15 protein-coding genes are annotated in these 21,797 nt (G+C 71.2%); 11 read left to right on the top strand and 4 right to left on the bottom strand.

Annotated elements, in window-relative coordinates; all coding sequences use genetic code 11:
* The first annotated feature begins 240 nt into the window (after positions 1–240).
* Positions 241–1,023: an isoprenyl transferase gene (locus ACWCPY_RS25225; protein WP_451268490.1), complete on the top strand. Its 783-nt coding sequence runs from the start codon at positions 241–243 to the stop codon at positions 1,021–1,023.
* Positions 1,024–1,103: 80 nt separating this feature from the next.
* On the opposite strand, the gene ACWCPY_RS25220 is transcribed toward ACWCPY_RS25225, so the two are convergent.
* Complete coding sequence (locus ACWCPY_RS25220) at positions 1,104–1,313, bottom strand: DUF397 domain-containing protein (protein ID WP_451268488.1); 210 nt, start codon at positions 1,311–1,313, stop codon at positions 1,104–1,106.
* Entirely contained in the window at positions 1,310–2,140 is an 831-nt protein-coding gene (locus ACWCPY_RS25215) for a helix-turn-helix domain-containing protein (RefSeq protein WP_451268486.1), read from the bottom strand. The genes ACWCPY_RS25220 and ACWCPY_RS25215 overlap by 4 nt, the downstream gene beginning before the upstream one ends.
* 104 nt (positions 2,141–2,244) lie before the next feature.
* Between ACWCPY_RS25215 and ACWCPY_RS25210 the strand changes: the two genes are divergently transcribed.
* The 6 genes from ACWCPY_RS25210 to ACWCPY_RS25185 all read left to right on the top strand — a co-directional run bounded on the left by ACWCPY_RS25210 (position 2,245) and on the right by ACWCPY_RS25185 (position 10,265).
* The gene (locus ACWCPY_RS25210) at positions 2,245–2,505 is read left to right on the top strand and encodes a hypothetical protein (RefSeq protein ID WP_451268484.1); all 261 of its coding nucleotides are present in this window, start codon (positions 2,245–2,247) and stop codon (positions 2,503–2,505) included.
* Positions 2,502–2,966, top strand: coding sequence for a hypothetical protein (locus tag ACWCPY_RS25205; RefSeq protein ID WP_451268482.1), 465 nt, complete (start codon positions 2,502–2,504; stop codon positions 2,964–2,966). The genes ACWCPY_RS25210 and ACWCPY_RS25205 overlap by 4 nt, the downstream gene beginning before the upstream one ends.
* Entirely contained in the window at positions 2,945–4,648 is a 1,704-nt protein-coding gene (locus ACWCPY_RS25200; protein ID WP_451268480.1) for an ABC transporter transmembrane domain-containing protein, read from the top strand. Before ACWCPY_RS25205 ends, ACWCPY_RS25200 begins: the two co-directional genes overlap by 22 nt.
* Positions 4,645–6,417 (top strand): ABC transporter ATP-binding protein, encoded by a 1,773-nt coding sequence (locus tag ACWCPY_RS25195; protein WP_451268478.1) that lies wholly within the window; start codon positions 4,645–4,647, stop codon positions 6,415–6,417. Before ACWCPY_RS25200 ends, ACWCPY_RS25195 begins: the two co-directional genes overlap by 4 nt.
* A gap of 96 nt (positions 6,418–6,513) precedes the next feature.
* On the top strand, positions 6,514–7,545 hold the full coding sequence (locus tag ACWCPY_RS25190) for an alcohol dehydrogenase (RefSeq protein ID WP_451268476.1): 1,032 nt from the start codon (positions 6,514–6,516) through the stop codon (positions 7,543–7,545).
* A 686-nt stretch (positions 7,546–8,231) separates the two neighbouring features.
* The gene (locus ACWCPY_RS25185) at positions 8,232–10,265 is read left to right on the top strand and encodes a M4 family metallopeptidase (RefSeq protein WP_451268474.1); all 2,034 of its coding nucleotides are present in this window, start codon (positions 8,232–8,234) and stop codon (positions 10,263–10,265) included.
* Between the two features lie 78 nt (positions 10,266–10,343).
* Here the strand turns inward: ACWCPY_RS25185 and glgP are convergent, their stop codons facing one another.
* Positions 10,344–12,947 (bottom strand): alpha-glucan family phosphorylase, encoded by a 2,604-nt coding sequence (gene glgP / locus ACWCPY_RS25180; protein ID WP_451268472.1) that lies wholly within the window; start codon positions 12,945–12,947, stop codon positions 10,344–10,346.
* 677 nt (positions 12,948–13,624) lie between these two features.
* On the opposite strand from glgP, the gene ACWCPY_RS25175 reads away from it, so the two are divergent.
* The 4 genes from ACWCPY_RS25175 to glgB all read left to right on the top strand — a co-directional run bounded on the left by ACWCPY_RS25175 (position 13,625) and on the right by glgB (position 21,386).
* Positions 13,625–15,664, top strand: a complete 2,040-nt coding sequence (locus tag ACWCPY_RS25175) for an alpha-1,4-glucan--maltose-1-phosphate maltosyltransferase (RefSeq protein WP_451268470.1) — start codon at positions 13,625–13,627, stop codon at positions 15,662–15,664.
* Entirely contained in the window at positions 15,661–17,367 is a 1,707-nt protein-coding gene (gene treS, locus ACWCPY_RS25170; protein WP_451268468.1) for a maltose alpha-D-glucosyltransferase, read from the top strand. Before ACWCPY_RS25175 ends, treS begins: the two co-directional genes overlap by 4 nt.
* Before the next feature lie 228 nt (positions 17,368–17,595).
* Positions 17,596–18,996 carry a maltokinase N-terminal cap-like domain-containing protein gene (locus ACWCPY_RS25165; RefSeq protein ID WP_451268466.1) on the top strand — a complete coding sequence of 467 codons (1,401 nt, stop codon included), beginning with the start codon at positions 17,596–17,598 and terminating at the stop codon, positions 18,994–18,996.
* A gap of 56 nt (positions 18,997–19,052) precedes the next feature.
* Positions 19,053–21,386 (top strand): 1,4-alpha-glucan branching enzyme, encoded by a 2,334-nt coding sequence (glgB, locus tag ACWCPY_RS25160; protein ID WP_451268464.1) that lies wholly within the window; start codon positions 19,053–19,055, stop codon positions 21,384–21,386.
* A gap of 69 nt (positions 21,387–21,455) precedes the next feature.
* Here glgB and trxA read toward each other — a convergent pair whose 3' ends face one another.
* Positions 21,456–21,797, bottom strand: coding sequence for a thioredoxin (gene trxA, locus ACWCPY_RS25155; RefSeq protein WP_451268462.1), 342 nt, complete (start codon positions 21,795–21,797; stop codon positions 21,456–21,458).

Here is a 21,797-nt window from a genome sequence, read left to right as displayed (position 1 = left end):
TTCCCGGGAAGCCCGCCGACCGGTTCCCGGGAACGGCCGGATCGCCCGCGGCGGGCGGTGAACCGATCCCCGGCCCGCCCCGATCACACATCACCGGATCCCCTGCTCCCTGCACTTCACCATGCGCCTGACACCCCGGCCGGGCCACCCGCGCAGCTGTCGCCCACGAAGTGCCGACCCGCTCTCCGGCCCCCCTGGTAGGGTCCGCGGCGAGCATCGACAACGCGACGGAGATGGTTCATGAGGCTGCTCCCGCTGTTTCTCCGAAGGCCGATCGAGGCGGTGTACGAGCGCCGACTGGCCACCACCCTGGCGGGGCTGCCACGCCCCCGGCACGTCGGGATCATGCTCGACGGCAACCGGCGCTGGGCGCGGCAGGCGGGTCACTCGGACGTCCGGGAGGGGTACCGGGCGGGCGGCGCCAAGACGACCGAGTTCCTCGGCTGGTGCACTGCCGACGGAATCGAGCACGTGACCCTCTTCATGCTCTCCGACGACAACCTCGGGCGCCCCGCCGAACAGCTCGGGCCGCTGATCGAGATCATCGAAGAGACCGTCCGGGACATCACGGCCGCAGGCCGCCCCTGGGAGGTCCAGGTGATCGGCTCGCTCGACATGCTGCCCGGCACCAGTGCCCAGGTGCTCAAGGAGGCCGCCGCCGCGACCGCCGGGCGCGGCGGGCTCAAGGTGGACGTCGCGGTCGGCTACGGCGGCCGACGGGAGATCGTCGATGCGGTGAAGCGCGCCTTCGAGGAACACATCGCTGCCGGTGGCGATCCTGCGGAACTGGTCGAACGGTTCGAGATCGAGGACATCTCCCGGCATCTGTACTCACCGACGGCCGACCACACCGACTTCATCATCCGGACCTCCGGAGAACAGCGGCTGTCCGGCTTCCTTCTCTGGCAGTCCGCGTACGCCGAGATGCACTGGGTGGACTGCTACTGGCCGGCGTTCCGTCGCGTGGACTTCCTGCGCGCACTTCGCTCGTACGCCCATCGTGAGCGGCGATTCGGCAAATGACCCGCCACACCCCCGGCGGGTCACGGGGGTGTGGCGGGGCTGTCGTCGTGTCCGGGATCAGTGCGCGCGAAACCGGGCGGTCAGACGGTTCCGAACCCGTCGGCCTTGACGCCCGCCACGAAGGAGGCGAACGAGGCGGCGGAGGTGTTCAGCACCGGGCCGCCCGGGTTCTTGGAGTCGCGGACGGGGACCACGCCGAGTGGGGCGACGAGGTTGGCGGCGACCTCGATGCACTGGCCGCCGTTCTCGCTGAATGAGGACTTGAACCAACGGGGGGACTCGGTCGTCACGGGGTGCCCTTTCGTAACTGGCTGATCATGGCCACGGACGCCGCTCGCGACAGCGCTTCGGCCTGTAGTTGATGGTAGTCCGTCAAGATGGGCAGCACCGAGGCGCTGTCCCGCTCAAGATGGCCCCGATTGGCGGACTCCGCGTACGACATGAGCGAGCGGTCCGGCATCGTGAGCACGGTTACCGGCAACGTCATCGGACGACGCACCCCGATGGCGAACGGGGCGACTTGAAGCACGGTGTTCGGTAGCTCGGCAAACTCCAGCAGGCGGACGAACTGTGCGTCCATGAGGACGCCGTCCCCGATGGGGCGGAGAAGACAGCTCTCGTCGAGCACCACGAAGACCAGCGGGGGTGGTGTTCGTGTGAGCGACGCTTGGCGCTGCGCGACCAGCGCAATCCGCTCGTCGGCTTGCTCCCGCGAGGCGACACCCCGTTTCACAGTGCTGTCCCCAAGCGCTGATGCGTACTCCGGCGTCTGGAGCAGGCCAGGTATGACACCCACCTCATACAGCCTGATCTCTACCGCTCGCGCCTCGTGAGTGACGTACTCGGGGAAGCCCTCGATCAGCGCCCTGTGCCTGACGGCCCGGCTCTGCCGCTCAAACCGGTCGCCCGTTCCAAACGTCCTGTCAGCACTTGCTGCGAACTGTTGAGTTGGTTTCCTCCGTCCAGTTTCAACGGCAGAAATATGCGCCCCGGAGCACCCCATACGCTCGCCGAGTTCGTCCTGCGTCCAGCCGCGCTCATCCCTCGAACTGCGAAGACGCACACCGAACGCCGCGCTGGGCGACCGTTCGGGGTCCAGTTCCTTCCGATTCACCATCCGGCACCTAACTTGCCTGTCACTCTGCGTAAGTTGAAGACTCCCCGAGCCTAAGCCACGCTGATCCCCCTTGGTAGCGGAACCGTTACGGAGAGGAGTGACCCGTGTGTGCGGAAGACAGCCCCCCGAGCGACCGGAAGCCCCCACAAGTCCCGCCCACCGGCACGCTGTTGGTGGACACCAGCCGTCGTGACCGGGTGGGTGAGTTCCGGGGGACAGCCGGCCCGTACTGGTCGTTGCGGCCGGTCTGCGGTGGTACGGAGTGGGAAGCGGAACCCGCGAGCGTGCGACCGCCGAGCCCCATGGAACGGCTGCGGGCCGAGATCACGCGGTGCAACGCCCGGAGCGAGGGGCGGATCCTGTGAACGACGACGTGAGCACATCGCCCGAGCAGGTGAGTTACCGGTGCGCGGCGACCGCCGAAGGACTCGTGTACGGCACCGACGGGTCGGCACGGTACGTCCTGGGCACCTTCCGGACCATCTCCCCCGTCCTCGCACTGCGCTGGCTCGGCGGGCAGGCGCTGTGGATCGTGGACCGGCTCGGCCTCGACCCGCGCCTCGGCCACCTCGCGGAACTCCTCGCCTGGTACGAGGACCGCGAGAGCCAACGCGCCGCCCACGCGCACATCAGGACCGGCGCCCCGCTCCTCGTCGTCGTCCCCGACACGGACTGCACGTACACCCTGTCCGTACGATCCGTGGAGCAGGCATCCGCGGCCGCGTTCCACCGACACCCCGGGGAGGGATCGAGATCAGGAATCGCTCGCAGCACCGCGTACGGCCCCCCGACCGTCGCAGCGCCATGCGGTACCTGTGGTGGCTGATCGTCTGTCAGCGCCGGCGGGTCGCCGCCGGATCTCTGCTCGGCAGCGCCTGGATGGTGTGCCTGACGCTGCCGCCGTACCTGCTGTCCCGCGCCATCGACGACGGGCTGCAACCGGGGCGGTGGTCCGCGCTGGCCGGCTGGGTCGCGGCGCTGCTGGGTGTGGGGGTGCTGAACGCCTGGCTGGCCATCATGCGGCACCGCACGATGACCAGGGTGCGGCTGGACGCCGCCTTCCGGTCCGTGCGGGCCGTGGTCACACAGGCGACCCGGCTGGGCGGGGCGCTGCCGCGCCGGGTCACGGCGGGGGAAGTCGTCACGATCGGGTTCGGCGACGTCGCCGTGATCGCCGGCACGCTGACCATCACCGGCCCCGGTGTCGGCGCGGTCCTCGCCTTCGTCGTCGTGGCCGCGCTGCTGCTGGCCGTGGAGCCGCTGCTCGCCGCCGTGGTGCTGCTCGGGGTGCCGTTGCTCGCGGTGCTGGTCGGCCCGTTGCTGGGGCGGTTGCAGGGCGTCGAGGCGGCGTACCGGGAGCAGCAGGGCAGGCTCGCCGGCCGTTTCGAGGACATGGTCGGGGGCCTGCGCGTCCTCAACGGCATCGGCGGCAAGGAGGTGTACGCCGAGCGCTACCGGCGCGGCTCGCAGGAGTTGCGGGCAAAGGGGTACCGCGTCGGCGCGGTGACCAGCTGGATCCAGGCACTCGGCGTCGGCCTGCCCACCCTGTTCCTCGGGGCCGTGACCTGGCTGGCGGCCCGGATGGCGGCTCAAGGAACCATCAGCGTAGGCGAGTTGGTCGCGGTCTACGGGTACGCCGCGGTGCTCGTGGTGCCGGTCGAGTTCTTCATCGAGGGCGGCTACGACCTCGGCCGAGGGCTGGTCGCCGCCCGCCGGGTCATACGTTTCCTGGACCTGGAACCCGCTGCCGAGGAGGGCGATGCGGCTGCGGACGGGCCCGGGTCGCCGTCCACGCTCCGTGATCCGGAGTCCGGTGTGGAGGTGGTGCCCGGGAGGCTGACCGCACTGGCGGGTGCCCGGCCTTCGGAGTCCGCGGCGGTGGTCGAGCGGCTCGGCCGGTTCACCGGATCGGCCGCGACCTGGGGCGCGATACGCCTCGACGGGATCGACCTGACGCAGGTGCGCCGGCGGATCCTGGTCGCGGACAACGAGGCCGATCTGTTCGCCGGTCCGCTGCGCGAGGTGATCGGCGGCGCCCGGGACCGGGACGAGGAGTCCATCGGCCGGGCCCTGTACGCGGCCGTGGCGCAGGACATCGTGCGCGGGCTGCCGGACGGGCTCGACTCGCGCGTCGACGCGCAGGGCCGCAACCTCTCCGGGGGCCAGCGCCAGCGCGTCCGGCTGGTCCGGGCCCTGCTGGCCGATCCCGAGGTGCTGCTGGCGGTGGAGCCCACCTCGGCGGTCGACGCGCACACCGAGGCGGCCATGGCGTCCCGGCTGCGCGCCGCACGCTCCGGCCGCACCACGGTCGTCACCAGCACCTCGCCGCTCGTGCTGGACCGGGCGGACACCGTGTACTACCTGGTCGGCGGTCGTGTCGCGGCCGTCGGCGGCCACCGTGAACTCCTGGACCGGGAGCCCGGATACCGCCTCCTGGTGTCGCGCGGTACGGACGAGGAACCCTCCGGCGAAGGAAACGTCCCGCCGTCCGAGGAGGCCGTGCGATGACCACCGGATCCGGGCCCGCGCACCGGGCCCTGCCCATCGCCGAACCGTCCCGGACACTCCGCGCGGCGCTCCGGCTGATCCGGCTGGACGGCCGCGCCTTCGCCGCCGTGATCGGCCTCAACGCACTGGCCGCCGGTGCCGGGCTCGTCGGCCCGTGGCTGCTCGGCCGCATCGTCGACGAGGTCGGTGCGGGTGCCGGGGTGTCCGCGGTGGACCGTCTGGCGCTCACCGTCCTGGTCTTCGCCGTGGTGCAGCTCCTCCTGGTCCGCTGCGCGGGTTACGCCGGACACCGCTTCGGCGAGCGGACCCTGGCGCGCATCCGTGAGGAGTTCGCCGGGCGGGCGCTCGCGCTGCCCGCCCGGGTGGTCGAGCGGGTCGGCACGGGCGACCTGATGGCCCGCGGCACCACGGATGTCGCCGTGGTCGGTGCCACCCTCCGGGACGCCGGGCCGGAGCTCCTCATCGCCGCGGTCCAGGCCCTGTTCATCCTCGGCGCGGTGTTCGTGCTCGATCCGCTGCTCGGCGCGTGCGGGATGGTGGGTCTGCTCGGGATCCGGTTCGCGGCCCGCTGGTACCTGCGCCGGGCGTTCACCGCGTACCTGGCCGAGGGGGCCGCCAACTCGGTGCTCGCGGAACAGCTCGCGGCCACCGCCGCCGGGGCCCGTACGGTCGAGGCCCTCGGGCTTCAGCAGCGTCGTGTCGCGGCCTGCGACAAGGCCGTCGAGGAGTGCCTGCGGACCCGGACCCGGACGCTGTTCCTGCGCAGTGTGCTCTTCCCTGCCGTGGACGTCTCGTACGTCGTTCCGGTGGCCGGTGTCCTGCTGATCGGCGGCGTACTGCACGACCACGGCACGGTGAGCCTCGGCGCGGTGGTCGCCTCGGCCCTGTATCTGCGGCAGCTGTCCCAGCCCCTGGACACCATCCTCCAGCGGCTGGAACAGCTCCAGAGCAGCGGCGCCTCCTTCGCCAGGGTCGAGGGCCTCGCCCTGGCGGCGCACGTACCGCCGGCCGCCTCCCCCGCACCGGCCGACGACCGGATCGAGGTGACGGGGGTGCGGTACGCGTACGACGGCGGGGGCGATGTCCTGCACGGTGTCGACCTGACGGTCCGTCCCGGCGAGCGGCTCGCGGTCGTCGGTCCCTCCGGTGCGGGCAAGACCACCCTGGGCAGGCTGCTGGCGGGCATGGACGCGCCGCGCTCCGGCTCGGTGACGGTGGGGCGGGTCCTGGTCCACGGGCTGGACCCCGAGCGGCTGCGCAGGCACGTCGTACTGGTCACCCAGGAGCACCACGTGTTCCTCGGCACGGTCCGGGACAACCTGAGGATCGCCTCGGCCGGCGCCACCGACACCGAACTGCGCGCGGCGCTCGCCGCGGTCGGCGCCGACTGGGCCGACGAGCTGCCGGACGGCCTGGACACCGATCTGGGCCACGGGGCGCACCGGCCGGACGGCGCCCGGGCGCAGCAGCTCGCCCTGGCGCGCGTGGTGCTGGCCGATCCGCACACGCTGATCCTCGACGAGGCCACCGCGCTCCTGGACCCGGGGACGGCCCGGCACACGGAGCGGGCGCTGGCCGCCGTGCTCGAAGGCCGGACGGTCGTCGCCGTCGCGCACCGCCTGCAGACGGCGCACGACGCCCACCGGGTGGCCGTGATGGAGGACGGCCGGATCACCGAACTGGGCACCCATGACGAGCTCGTGGCGGCCGACGGCGCGTACGCCGCGCTCTGGCGCTCCTGGCACGGCGGACGGCCGCCCGCCTCCTGAGCCGCGGCCCCCGTACGCGTCGCCCGGCGCGCGCGAGCGGGCCGGAGCTGGTCTGCTGGTTCCGGGAACCGTCCCCCGTAACCCGGAGAGATCCAGATGAGTGTCTCCAGCACCTACCGAGCCGCGCAGGCCACCGCCGCAGGCGGTCCTTTCGAGATCGTCGAGCGCGCGGTGGCGCAGCCGGGCCCGGGTCATGTCCGGGTGGCCGTGGACGCCTGCGGGATCTGCCACAGCGACGCGCTCTTCGTGGAGGCCATGCTGCCGGGCGTACGGTTCCCGGTGGTCCCCGGGCACGAGATCGCGGGCCGGATCGCGGAGCTCGGCGAGGGGACGCAGAGCGCCTGGCAGGTGGGTGACCGGGTGGCGGTGGGCTGGTTCGGCGGCAGCTGCGGCCACTGCACGCCGTGCAGGCGGGGCGACTTCGTGGTCTGCGTGAACCTGAAGGTGCCCGGATGGGCGTACGACGGTGGCTACGCCGAGAGCGTGACCGTCCCGGCGGACGCCCTGGCCCGGATCCCCGAGGCGCTGGCGGCGGCCGACGCGGCGCCGATCGGCTGCGCGGGGGTGACCACGTACAACGGGCTGCGGCGCAGTGCCGCCCGGGCCGGGGACCTGGTCGCCGTGCTCGGCATCGGCGGCCTCGGGCACCTGGGCGTGCAGTACGCGGCGGCGATGGGCTTCGAGACGGTGGCGATCGCCCGGGGCGCCGCCAAGGCCGACTTCGCGAGGGAGCTCGGCGCGCACCACTACATCGACAGCACCGCGGACACCGGCGTCGCGGAGGCGCTGCAGGCCCTGGGCGGTGCCCGGGTCGTCCTGGCCACCGCCGCCAACTCCGCGGCCATCACGGCGACCGTGGAGGGGCTGGCACCGCGCGGTGAGCTGGTGGTCATCGGCGCGGACCCGGAGCCGCTGGGGATCAGCCCGAACCAGTTGCTGATGTCGGGCAAGGTCGTCCGGGGCCACCCGTCCGGCACCGCGCAGGACGTGCAGGACACCCTGGCGTTCAGCGCCCTGCACGGGATCCGCCCGATGACCGAGACCGTGCCGCTGGACGACGCGGAGGCCGCGTACCGCAGGATGCTGTCCGGCGCGGCCCGCTTCCGGATGGTGCTCACCACCGCCTGACACCCCGTGGAGAACCGATTCCCGCAGGTGGTGCGGGAGTTGCGGGGCGGCACCGTGCGCACCGCCCGGTGCCGCCCCGTGCCGCCCGCACGGTGTCGGCTACGACGGGTGCCGTAGTGCCCGCGTCCCCGCCGTGGACGGCGGGGACGGTGGGTGTGGTCCTGAGCGACGGGCCGCCCGGTACGGGTGAGCGAGGCAGAGCACGCGGCGGGGACGACCGCCCTCTCCACCCCTGGCGTACCCCCGGCCGGGCCGTGGGGCGAACGCGGCGAAAACGGCCGCGACCGCCACGGCCGTCCGCGCGGAGCCGTGATCACTTCAGGACACCCGGCTCTGCAGCAAGAAGCTGGTGGCAAGAAATCAGCCACATGTCGACATCATCTCGGCCAGCACCGAACACCCGCCCTCCCGACCGTTGTTCGAACACGAAGCCTTCAGGACGGACCTCGGCACTCTCTTCGAATTCCGGGCACGACGGACGCCCTACGGCATCGCGGTGATGATCCGCGAAACGTCCGCTTAACGAACATGACCTTTCCGGCAACGAACGAGATCCGGCCAAGTTGTTGACGCGGTCCTGACAGGAACGGCTCCCGGCTGACACTCTTCACCCCGTTCTGCGCACTTCTCGCTCACCCCGGACGGCTCACCGAGCCGCCGGTACCCCCCTCGCAGAAGGAGTCCGCGTGAGATCCACGCCCAGCCGTCGTGCCACCGCGACCGGCGCTCTGATAGCCGCAGCAGCCCTCCTCGCCGTCGGAGTCCAGACCGGTACGGCCACTGCCACTCCCAGCAGCGCCCCGGCGGCGACCCCGGCGACGGCCGGCGCCGACCACGGTGCCCTGTCCAAGCAGCTGTCCCCGTCCCAGCGCGCCGAGCTGATCCGTCAGGCCGACGCGGGCAAGGCGGCCACGGCCAAGGACCTCGGTCTCGGCTCGCAGGAGAAGCTCGTCGTCAAGGACGTCGTCCAGGACAACGACGGCACCACGCACACGCGTTACGAGCGCACCTTCGCCGGACTCCCGGTGCTCGGCGGCGACCTGATCGTCCAGGAGTCCAAGTCCGGGACGACCCAGGGCGTCACCAAGGCCTCCAAGGTGACCAGCGGTCAGCTGAAGGCCGTGGACCTCAAGGCGGACATCGCGCCCGCCAAGGCCGAGACGCAGGCCCTCGGCCTCGCCAAGGCCGACGGTTCGAAGAAGACCGAGGCCGACCGGGCACCCCGCAAGGTGGTCTGGATGGCGCAGGGCAAGCCGCAGCTCGCCTACGAGACCGTCGTCGGCGGCCTCCAGCACGACGGCACCCCCAACGAGCTGCACGTCATCACGGACGCGGCCACCGGGGCGAAGCTGTACGAGTGGCAGGGCATCGAGAACGGCACCGGCAACACGCAGTTCAGCGGCCAGGTCACCCTCGGCACCGCCCCGTCGTACACGCTGACGGACACGGGCCGCGGCAACCACAAGACGTACAACCTGAACCACGGCACCTCCGGCACCGGGACGCTGTTCACCAACTCCACCGACGTGTGGGGCAACGGCAACCCGTCGAACGCCGAGACCGCTGCCGCGGACGCCCACTACGGCGCGGCCGAGACCTGGGACTACTACAAGAACGTGCACGGCCGCACCGGTATCCGCGGTGACGGTGTCGGCGCGTACTCCCGCGTCCACTACGGCAACAACTACGTCAACGCCTTCTGGCAGGACAGCTGCTTCTGCATGACGTACGGCGACGGCTCGGGCAACAACGCCCCGCTGACCTCGCTCGACGTCGCCGCGCACGAGATGTCGCACGGTGTCACCGCCGCGACCGCCAACCTGGTCTACAGCGGCGAGTCCGGTGGCCTCAACGAGGCGACCAGTGACATCTTCGCCACCGCGGTCGAGTTCTACGCCAACAACACCAGCGACCCGGGCGACTACCTCATCGGCGAGAAGATCGACATCAACGGTGACGGCACCCCGCTGCGTTACCAGGACAAGCCGAGCAAGGACGGCGCGTCCAAGGACGCCTGGTACTCCGGCATCGGCAACATCGACGTCCACTACTCCTCGGGCCCGGCGAACCACTTCTTCTACCTGCTCTCCGAGGGCAGCGGCGCCAAGGTCATCAACGGGGTCTCCTACGACTCCCCGACCTCCGACGGCCTGCCGGTGACCGGCATCGGCCGCGCCAAGGCCGAGCAGATCTGGTTCAAGGCGCTCAGCACCAAGTTCACCTCCACCACCAACTACGCGGCGGCCCGCACCGGCACCCTCGCCGTGGCCGGTGAGCTGTACGGCACGACCAGCGCCGAGTACAAGGCCGTGGGCGACGCCTGGGCGGCCATCAACGTCGGCACCCGTGACGGCGGCAACCCGAACCCGGGCGGCAAGGTCTTCGAGAACAAGACCTCGGTCGCCATCCCGGACCGCGGTGCGGCCGTCACCAGCTCGGTCACCGTCACCGGTATCACCGGCAACGCGCCCAGCGCCCTCAAGGTCGACGTGGACATCACCCACACCTACCGCGGTGACCTGGTCGTCGACCTCGTCGCCCCGGACGGCACGGCCTACCGGCTGAAGAACTCCTCGGCCGGCGACCCGGCGGACGACGTCCGCGGCACCTACACGGTCGACGCGTCGTCCGAGGTCGCCAACGGCACCTGGAAGCTCAAGGTCCAGGACGTCTACTCGGGTGACACGGGCAAGATCAACAGCTTCAAGCTCACCTTCTGAGCCCCGCACCGGTCATGACCCGGTGACCACCACCCGGCAGGAGCTCACGCCCCTGCCGGGCGGTTCCGTCTCCGCGCATCAGCGCATCAGCACGCCCGCGCCGTCCCCCGCCGCCTCCGCGGGCAGCGCCACCAGGCCGAGTTCCGCCCCGGTCGCCAGCAGCGGATGGGCCGGGAGCACCCGCACCGTGTAGCCGTACGGCCCCGTGCGGTCGAGGGCGAGCGGCCCCTCGTAGAGCCAGCGGCCCTCCAGGTCCTGGCCCCCGGCCGGCTTCAGCGGGAAGAGCTGGGCGTCCGAGATCGCGTCGGCGGCATCCACCCGGCCGGCCACCGCCTGCACCTCCACGTCGCCCGGCTCCAGCACCCCGAGGGCGACCCTGACCCGGAGCAGCAGCGTCGCCCCCAGTTCGGCCGAGCCGTCCGCCGCGGTGGGCGCCACGGCCTCCACATGGTCGACGGCCACCCGCGGCCAGGCGGCACGGACCCTGGCCTTCCAGTCGGCGAGCCGGCGCGCCGTCCCCGGGTCCAGCGCACGCCGGGCGTGAGCGGCGGGCGCGTACAGCCGCTCCACGTACTCGCGGACCATCCGGTCGGCCAGCACCTTGGGACCGAGCGTGCCCAGCGTGCGGCGGACCATCTCGGTCCAGCGCTCCGGAATCCCCTCGCCGCCCCGGTCGTAGAAGCGCGGCGCGACCCGGTCCTCGATCACCTCGTAGAGGGCGGCCGCCTCCAGATCGTCCCGGCGGTCCTCGTCCTGGGCCAGACCGTCGGCGGTCGGGATCGCCCAGCCGAAGTCCGGCTCGAACCACTCGTCCCACCAGCCGTCGAGCACCGAAAGGTTGAGGCAGCCGTTGAGCGCCGCCTTCATCCCGCTCGTACCGCAGGCCTCCAGCGGGCGCAGCGGGTTGTTCAGCCATACGTCGCAGCCCGGGTAGAGCTTCTGCGCCATGGCCATCCCGTAGTCCGGAAGGAACACGATGCGGTGGCGCACCCGCGGGTCGTCGGAGAACCGCACCAGCTCCCGGACCAGCCGCTTCCCGCCGTCGTCGGCGGGGTGGGCCTTGCCCGCGACGACGATCTGGACGGGGCGGGTCGGGTGGAGCAGCAGCTCCGTCAGCCGCTCGCGGTCGCGCAGCATCAGTGTCAGCCGTTTGTACGAGGGGACGCGCCGGGCGAAGCCGATCGTCAGCACGTCCGGGTCCAGCACGGAGTCGATCCAGCCGAGCTCGGCCGGCTCCGCGCCCCGGGCCCGCCACGAGGCGTGCAGCCGCTCGCGGACCTCGGTGACCAGCTGTGCGCGCAGGGCGCGCCGCAGGTCCCACAGCTCCCGGTCGGGGACCCCGGCGGCGGAGTCCCAGCGGCCGGGCGTGCCGTCGTAGCGGTTGCGCAGCCGGAAGACCTCGGGCGCGACCCAGGTGGGCGCGTGGACCCCGTTGGTGACCGAGGTGATCGGCACCTCGGCGGGGTCGAAGCCGGGCCACAGCCCGGCGAACATCTCCCGGCTGACCGCGCCGTGGAGGGTGGAGACCCCGTTGGCGCGCTGGGCGAGCCGGAGCCCCATCACCGCCATGTTGAAGAGGCCCGGCTCACCGCCGGGGTAGGTCTCCGTGCCCAGTTGCAGGATGCGTTCGGCGGAGACGCCCGGGAGTTCGCCGTCGTCGCCGAAGTGCCGGGCGACGAGCTCGCGGTCGAAACGGTCGATCCCGGCGGGCACGGGTGTGTGGGTGGTGAAGACCGTGCCGGCCCGTACGGCCTCCACCGCGGAGTCGAAGTCGAGGCCGCTGCCGGAGAGTTCACGGATGCGTTCGAGGCCTAGGAAGCCGGCGTGCCCCTCGTTGGTGTGGAACACCTCGGGTTCCGGGTGTCCGGTGAGACGGCAGTAGGTGTGCACGGCCCGGACGCCGCCGATGCCGAGGAGCATCTCCTGGAGGAGCCGGTGCTCGCTGCCGCCGCCGTAGAGCCGGTCGGTCACCTCGCGTTCGCCCGGCGCGTTCTCCTCCACGTCGGAGTCGAGCATCAGCAGGGGTACGCGCCCGACCCGGGCCTGCCAGATGTGCGCGTGCAGGGAGCGGCCGCCGGGCAGGGCCAGCACCACCCGGCTCGGGGCGCCGTCGGCCTCGCGCAGCAGGGCGAGGGGGAGCTCGTTCGGATCGAGTACCGGGTAGTGCTCCTGCTGCCAGCCGTCGCGCGACAGGCTCTGGCGGAAGTAGCCGTGCCGGTAGAGCAGGCCGACCCCGATGAGGGGGACGCCGAGGTCGCTGGCGGCCTTGAGATGGTCACCGGCGAGGATGCCGAGTCCGCCGGAGTACTGGGGCAGGGCCGCGGTCACTCCGAACTCGGGCGAGAAGTAGGCGACGGCGGCCGGGAGTTCGGCGCCCAGCTCCTGCTGCTCCTGGTACCACCTGGGCCCTTCCAGGTAGTCCCGGAGGTCCTGGGAAGCCTCGGCCAGCCGGTGCAGGAACTGCTCGTCGCGGGCCAGCTCGGCGAGCCGGCCGGCCGATACGGCGCCGAGCAGCCGCACGGGATCGCATTCCGCCGTCCGCCGGACCTCCGGTTCGACGGCCTGGAACAGCTCACGGGTCTCGGTGTGCCAGGACCAGCGCAGATTGTGGGCGAGGTCGCTGAGCGGTCGAAGGGGGTCGGGGAGGACGGGACGCACGGTGAATCGACGGATGGCCTTCACATGACCACCTTGACAGGGGACGTACGGATCCGAGGGGACGCACCACGGGGTGCGCCGCTCCGTCACCCTCGCCGGTGGCGGCGGCGCTGCCCGGTGGCGGCGTCCCTCTCCGGTGGCGGCGGCCGTCGCCCCGTCCGTATCCGGATTCACTCACGGCCCGTCCGGACACATCGGCCCCACAGGTAATGGCCGATTCCCTTCCCTCGTTCGGTCTTGTGGCCCTCCACACCAGAGGGAAGGCTGCGCAGTGGCGTCCGGACGTTCTCCGGCGAGCCCGTGCGGACGGGGCGGAGCCGGGTGCGAACCGGTCGTCACGTATACGTCCGAGTAATTAACAGAATCACCGGATTGGCCCACCGGGAATCAGGGGAAGGCTTCTCCGGTACACAGCCCGAGTGCTCCCCGGGCGGCAGATGAATGCCGCCCGAATGCAGCACGAATGCGAGGCATCCGCGGATCCGGATTTCATCCGGTTTACTTCCGCGCAACATACCCATGCCCAGGTCATTCGACTGCCATTCGAGTGAACGCGGACAGGAGCGGCCATGCCCACACCCCACCAGCCGTCGACGGAGCAGCTAGAAAGGACGGACCCGATCGGTCGCGGTGCGCGCATTTCGCCCTCCGCCACTGTGCCGCGCCCAGTTCAGCCCGAACCCCAGTCCCCAGGTGATTCCATGATCGGTCGCATTCCCGTCCTCGACGTCCGTCCCCTCGTCGACTGCGGCAGAAGGCCCGCCAAGGCGGTTGCCGGTGAGACCTTCCAGGTCACCGCGACCGTCTTCCGCGAGGGCCACGAGGCCGTCGCCGCCAATGTGGTGCTGACGGACCCGAACGGGCACCCGGGCCCCTGGACGCCGATGCGCGAGCTCGCTCCCGGCACCGACCGCTGGGGCGCCGATGTCACCCCGGTCTCCGAGGGCCGCTGGACGTATACGGTCGAGGCCTGGAGCGATCCGGTCAGCACCTGGCGGCAGCACGCCCGGATCAAGATTCCGGCGGGGATCGACACCGCGCTCGTCCTGACGGAGGGCGCCGAGCTGTACGAGCGGGCCGCCGAGGGGGTACCCAAGCGGGACGGCCGCGAGGCGGTGCTGGCCGCCGTCGACGCGCTGCGCGACGCGTCCCGCCCGGCCGCCGCCCGGCTGGCCGCGGCACTCACCCCCGAGGCGCAGGCCGCGCTCGCCCGTCATCCGCTGCGCGAACTGCTCAGCGCCTCCCCGCCGCTGCCGCTGGTGGTGGAGCGCCGACGGGCCCTGTTCGGCTCCTGGTACGAGCTGTTCCCCCGCTCCGAGGGCGCCAGGGTCGAGAAGGCCGGCCCGCCCGCGAAGCGCAGGGGCCGGACGGGGAAGGCGGCCGGGGCGGCGCCGAGGATCGTCAGCGGCACCTTTCGCACGGCCGCCGAGCGGCTTCCCGCGGTCGCCGCGATGGGCTTCGACGTGGTCTACCTCCCGCCCGTCCACCCCATCGGCACCACCCACCGCAAGGGCCCCAACAACTCGCTCTCCCCCGCCCCGCACGACGTGGGCGTGCCCTGGGCGATCGGCTCGGCCGAGGGCGGCCACGACGCCGTCCATCCCGAACTCGGCACCCTCGACGACTTCGATCATTTCGTGGCGACCGCCCGCGGTCTGCGCATGGAGATCGCACTCGATTTCGCGCTCCAGTGTTCTCCCGACCACCCCTGGGTGGAGAAACACCCGGAGTGGTTCCACCACCGCGCGGACGGCACGATCGCCTATGCCGAGAATCCGCCGAAGAAATACCAGGACATCTATCCGATCGCCTTCGACAGGGATATGCGCGGACTGGTCGCCGAGACCGTGCGCATTCTGCGGTTCTGGATGGATCACGGGGTACGGATCTTCCGCGTCGACAACCCGCACACCAAACCGGTCGTCTTCTGGGAGAAGGTGATCGCGGACATCAACCGGACCGACCCCGATGTGATCTTCCTGGCCGAGGCATTCACCCGGCCGGCGATGATGAAGACGCTCGCGGCCATCGGCTTCCAGCAGTCCTACACATATTTCACCTGGCGCAATACCAGGCATGAAATCACCGAATACGTCACGGAGTTGTCGGGCGAGACCGCTTCCTACATGCGTCCCAACTTCTTCGTGAACACCCCGGACATCCTGTCCGGCTATCTCCAGGACGGAGGCCGCCCGGCCTTCGAGACGCGGGCCGTACTCGCCGCGACGCTCTCCCCCTCCTGGGGTGTGTACGCGGGCTACGAGCTGTGCGAGAACACCCCGGTCGGACCCGGCAGTGAGGAGTACCTCGACTCGGAGAAGTACCAGATCCGGCCCAGGGACTGGGAGTCGGCGGAGCGCGAGGGCCGTTCGCTGGCCCCGCTCATCACCACGCTCAACCGCGTCAGGCGCCGCAACCCGGCTCTGCAGCAACTGCGCGACGTGCACTTCCACTCCACCGACAACGACGCGTTGATCGCGTACAGCAAGCGTTCGGGTTCGAACATCGTTCTGGTGGTCGCCAACCTCGACCCGCACCACACCCACGAGGCCACGGTCTCGTTGGACATGCCGCGACTCGGCCTCGACCGGCACGAGCGCTTGCCGGTGCGCGACGAGCTCACCGGCGACACCTATCACTGGGGCAGGACCTTCTATGTGCGTCTGGAGCCGGGCGTCACGCCCGCGCACATCGTCGTCCTGCGACCGTCCCCGCCGACCGGAGGGTCACCCACACCATGATCGTCAATGAGCCTGTCCACGACACGTTCGAGGACACCCCGGCCAAGGACCGCGATCCCGACTGGTTCAAGCGCGCCGTCTTCTACGAGGTCCTCGTCAGGTCCTTCCAGGACTCCAACGGCGACGGCATCGGCGACCTCAAGGGCATCACCGCCAAACTGGACTATCTGCAGTGGCTGGGCGTCGACTGCCTCTGGCTGCCGCCGTTCTTCAAGTCGCCGCTGCGCGACGGCGGATACGACGTCTCCGACTACACAGCCGTGCTGCCGGAGTTCGGCGACCTGGCCGACTTCGTGGAGTTCGTCGACGCCGCGCACCAGCGCGGGATGCGCGTGATCATCGACTTCGTCATGAACCACACGAGCGATCAGCACGACTGGTTCCAGCAGTCCCGTACCGACCCGGAGGGTCCGTACGGCGACTACTACGTCTGGGCCGACGACGACAAGCAGTTCCCGGACGCCCGGATCATCTTCGTGGACACCGAGACGTCCAACTGGACCTTCGACCCGGTGCGCAAGCAGTACTACTGGCACCGGTTCTTCTCCCACCAGCCGGATCTCAACTACGAGAACCCGGCGGTCCAGGAGGAGATCATCTCCGCGCTCCGCTTCTGGCTGGACCTCGGCATCGACGGCTTCCGGGTGGACGCCGTGCCGTACCTGTACCAGCGGGAGGGCACCAACTGCGAGAACCTCCCGGAGACGCACGACTTCCTCAAGCGGGTCCGCAAGGAGATCGACGCGCACTACCCGGACACCGTGCTGCTCGCCGAGGCCAACCAGTGGCCGGAGGACGTCGTCGACTACTTCGGCGACTACCGGGCCGGCGGCGACGAGTGCCACATGGCGTTCCACTTCCCCGTGATGCCCCGGATCTTCATGGCCGTGCGGCGCGAGAGCCGCTACCCGGTCTCCGAGATCCTGGCGAAGACACCGGCGATCCCGGAGAACTGCCAGTGGGGCATCTTCCTGCGCAACCACGACGAGCTCACCCTCGAAATGGTCACGGACGAAGAACGCGACTACATGTACGCGGAGTACGCCAAGGACCCGCGCATGCGGGCCAACATCGGCATCCGGCGGCGGCTCGCACCGCTGCTGGACAACGACCGCAACCAGATCGAGCTGTTCACCGCGCTGCTGCTGTCCCTCCCCGGCTCCCCGATCCTCTACTACGGGGACGAGATCGGGATGGGCGACAACATCTGGCTCGGTGACCGGGACGCCGTACGCACCCCGATGCAGTGGACGCCGGACCGCAACGCCGGGTTCTCCTCCAGCGATCCGGGGCGGCTCTACCTCCCCACCATCATGGATCCGGTCTACGGCTACCAAGTCACCAATGTCGAGGCGTCGATGGCGTCCCCGTCATCGCTGCTGCACTGGACACGGCGGATGATCGAGATCCGCAAGCAGAACCCCGCCTTCGGTCTCGGCTCGTACAACGAACTGCCGTCGTCGAACCCGGCCGTGCTCGCCTTCACCCGTGAGCACGGGGACGATCTCGTGCTGTGCGTGCACAACTTCTCGCGGTTCGCGCAGCCCACGGAGCTCGATCTGCGGTCCTTCGACGGGCGTCATCCGGTGGAGCTGATCGGTGGGGTGCGCTTCCCCGCCGTGGGCCGGTGGCCCTATCTGCTGACGCTCGCGGGGCACGGCTTCTACTGGTTCCGGCTGCGCAAGGACGCGCCGCCGAGCTGACCGGACACCAGCAATCGCGGGGCGGTTTCCGCCGCCCCGCACGGGGCACCTTCCCCCGCACCGCACACGTACGGCCCCTTCCGGGTCCCATCTGGCGTTTCGATCCCATCGAGTCGAGTCCGTACGGACCATCCTGACCCGACACGTCCCGCACAGCCGGACAGCTATTGCCGCAATCCGGGACACTCTTCGCATCCTGTGGTGTGCCCGGGGAAAGGACGCGATGCCATGTCGGAGGCTGCATCCACTCGGGTCGCCCTGACCGACAGCACAACCCTGCTCCCGTCTCTCGCACCCCTGCTGCACCAATGGCTGCCCAGGCAGCGGTGGTTCGCGGGCAAGGGGCGGCCGGTCACCGCGTTCTCGCTGGTGTCGGCGACCGAAATACTGCCGGTGGGCACCGGATCCGTCGCCGCCGGAACCGGAACCGGGCTGCTCCATCTGCTGGTCCGGGTCCACCAGCCGGCCACGCCCGCGCAACCGCCGGACGACTGCTACCAACTGCTGCTCGGCGTACGGGCCGCGCTGCCGCCCCGGCTGGCGCCCGCGCTCATCGGCCATGTGACCGAGGGGCCGCTGGCCGGCCGCACCGTCTACGAGGGGCTGCACGACCCACGCCTCGCCGAACTTCTGCTGGAACGGTTCCGTACCCCCGGCACCCTGGGCGCCCTGCGCTTCGCCCGGAGCGGTCCGGCCATCGCCGCCGGACTCGCACCGCGGCTCCTCGACACCGAGCAGTCCAACACCTCGCTCGTCTACGGCGACGCCTACATCCTCAAGATCTTCCGCCGGATCTTCCCGGGCACCAACCCCGATCTGGAGCTGCCGCTGGCGCTCGCGCAGGAGGGGTGCGGACGGGTGCCCGCCCCCGTCGCCTGGTTCGAGGCCACCACCACCACCCGGCCGCTCACCCTCGGCGTCCTCCAGCCGTTCCTGAGCGGCGCCGAGGACGGCTGGCAGCTCGCCCTGCACGCCCTGGCCGGGGGCCGGGACTTCACCGACGAGGCCCACGCGCTGGGCCGGGCCACCGCCGAGGTGCACAACGCGCTCGCCGCCGCCCTGCCGACACCCGCCCTGCACCGCGCCCAGACCGAACGCCTCGCCGCCTCGATGGTGCGCCGGCTGGAGGCCGCCGCCCAGTCGGTGCCGGAACTCGTGCCGTACGTCCCCGGACTGCGTACCGCCTTCGACGCGGTGGCCGCCCTCGGCCACCGGGGACGCGACTGGGCGGCCCAGCGGGTGCACGGCGATCTGCATCTCGGCCAGACCCTGCGCGCGGCCGACGGTTTCTGGTCACTGATCGACTTCGAGGGGGAACCGGCCCGGCCGCTGCGTGAACGCCGCCGCCCGCAGCTCCCGGTGCGCGACATCGCCGGGATGCTCCGCTCCTTCGACTACGCGGCCCGCTCGCACCGTCCGTGGAACGCCGACTGGGCGGCCCGCTGCCGGACCGCCTACTGCGAGGGGTACGCCCGCGCCGCGGGCTTCGACCCGCGCAGCGAACCGGAGCTGCTGCGCGCCCACGAGACCGACAAGGCGGTGTACGAGGTGCTGTACGAGGCACGGCACCGGCCCGACTGGCTGCCGGTCCCGATGGCCGCGATCCACCGCCTGGCCGCCGACGACTGACGGCCCGGCACGCGCTCCCCTCTTCCCCCCAACCCCCTCCGAGGAGGCTGTCCCCCGTGACCGCCCGCAAGCCGTCCCGCGAAACGCCCGCCCCCACCGAGGCCCCCCGAGTCGAACCACCGGCACATGAGACGGCAGAAGCCCCCGCGCCGCCACGGCGCCCCCGCCGGAGCGCCGCCGGCCAGGGCGTGCGCCGGGCGCGTCCCCTCGACGACGGCGACCGGGGCCGGCTGCTCGCCGGTGAGCACCACGCCCCGCACGACCTGCTCGGCGCCCACCCGGTCCGGGGCGGCGCGGCCTTCCGGGTGCTGCGCCCGTACGCCCGGTCGGTGACCGTACTCGCCAAGGGGCTGCGGGCGCGGCTCCACGACGACGGCGACGGCTTCTTCTCCGGGCTGCTGCCGATGCCCGCGCTGCCCGACTACCGGCTGCTGGTCGCGTACGCGGACGACGAGTTCGAGGTCCAGGACCCGTACCGCTTCCTGCCCGCGCTCGGCGATCTCGATCTGCATCTGATCGGCGAGGGACGGCACGAGGAGTTGTGGACCGCCCTCGGCGCGCAGCCCATGGAGCACCAGGGGGTGGCCGGCACCCGGTTCACGCTCTGGGCGCCCAATGCCCGCGGTGTGCGGGTCGTCGGGGACTTCAACTACTGGGACGGCACCGGCTTCCCGATGCGTTCGCTGGGCTCGTCCGGGGTGTGGGAGCTGTTCCTGCCCGGGATCGGGGAGGGCGCGCTGTACAAGTTCGACGTGTGCCGCCCGGACGGTTCGCACACGGTGCGCGCCGACCCGATGGCCCGGTATGCCGAGGTGCCGCCCGCCAACGCCTCGATCGTGACGGCCTCGCACCACGAGTGGCGGGACCAGGAGTGGATGGCGCACCGCGGGGACGTCCCGGTGCACGAGGCGCCGCTGTCGGCGTACGAGGTGCATCTGCCGTCCTGGCGCCCGGGACTCACCTACCGTCAGCTGGCCGACCAACTCCCGGCGTACGTAAGGGATCTGGGGTTCACGCATGTGGAGCTGATGCCGATCTCGGAGCATCCCTTCGGTGGCTCGTGGGGGTATCAGGTCACCGGCTTCTACGCCCCCACGTCACGCATGGGGACGCCCGACGACTTCCGTTTCCTCATCGATTCCCTGCACCGGGCCGGGATCGGGGTGATCGTGGACTGGGTGCCCGCGCACTTCCCGCGCGACGACTGGGCACTGGCGGAGTTCGACGGACGGCCGCTGTACGAGCACTCCGATCCGTCGCGGGCGGCGCATCCGGACTGGGGCACGCTGGAGTTCGACTTCGGGCGCACCGAGGTGCGCAACTTCCTGGTGGCCAACGCCACTTACTGGTGCGAGGAGTTCCACATCGACGGGCTGCGGGTCGACGCGGTCGCCTCGATGCTCTATCTCGACTACTCGCGCCAGGAGGGCGAGTGGTCCCCGAACGAGCGCGGCGGGCGGGAGAATCTGGACGCCGTCGCCTTCCTCCAGGAGATGAACGCCACGGTCTACCGCCGCAATCCGGGTGTGGTGACCATCGCGGAGGAGTCCACCGCCTGGGACGGCGTCACCCGCGCCACCCACCATGTCGGCCCCGGTGGTTTCGGGGGCCTCGGCTTCGGGCTGAAGTGGAACATGGGCTGGATGCACGACTCCCTGGAGTACGTGTCGAAGGAGCCGGTGCACCGCAAGTACCACCACAACGAGATGACGTTCTCGATGGTGTACGCGTACAGCGAGAACTACGTCCTGCCGATCTCGCACGACGAGGTGGTGCACGGCAAGCGGTCGCTGGTCTCCAAGATGCCCGGCGACTGGTGGCAGCAGCGCGCCGACCACCGGGCCTACCTGGGATTCATGTGGGCCCACCCGGGCAAGCAACTCCTTTTCATGGGGCAGGAGTTCGCCCAGGGTGCGGAGTGGTCGGAGGGGCACGGCCCGGACTGGTGGCTGCTGGACCCCTCGTACGCGGCGGAGAGCGACCACCGGGGCGTACGCACCCTGGTGAGCGACCTGAACGCGGTGTACGGCGAGACCCCCGCGCTCTGGCAGCGCGACACCGTTCCGGAGGGCTTCGACTGGGTGGACGGCGGCGCGGCCGAGGACAATGTCTTCGCCTTCCTGCGCTACGACGCGCACGGCTCGCCGCTGCTGGCCGTCAGCAACTTCTCCCCGGTGGTGCGGCACGACTACCGGCTGGGGGTGCCGCAGGTGCCCGGTGACCGGGTGGCGTGGGCGGAGGTCCTCAACACCGACGCGGCGCGGTACGGCGGCAGTGGTGTGGGCCACCCCGATCCGCTGAAGCCGCAGCCGGTGGCCGCGCACGGCAGGCCCGGCAGCCTGCTGCTGACGCTGCCGCCGCTGGCGACGGTCTGGTTCCGGCCGGTCTGAGCGGGGCGCGTCGTCGAACCGCCCGGGGCCTGGGGCGCGCGGCCCGGACGGGGTCGCGCGCCCCGGTGCTCACACCGCCGCGTGGAGGTCCTCCAGTTCCTGGAGCAGTCGGCGCTTGGGGCGGGCGCCGACCATGGACTTCACGGGCTCGCCGCCCCGGAAGACCATCAGGGTCGGCGCGGAGAGCACCGCGTACCGGCTGGCGATGGCGGGGTTGGTGTCGATGTCCAGCTGGACGACCTCCATGCGCCCGGTCAGCTCCGCGGCGACGGCGCTGAGCACGGGGGCGAGCTGGCGGCACGGGCCGCACCAGTCGGCGGTGAACTCGACCAGCACCGGGAGGTCCGCCCCGAGCACCTCCGTGTCGAAGGTGGTATCGGTGACCTCGGCCACACCCTCTGCATGAATCAT

The sequence above is a fragment of the Streptomyces sp. NPDC002403 genome (genome assembly GCF_053593015.1).
The sequence above is the reverse complement of the archived record's forward strand: the minus strand, read 5'-3'. Positions and strand labels throughout refer to the sequence as shown.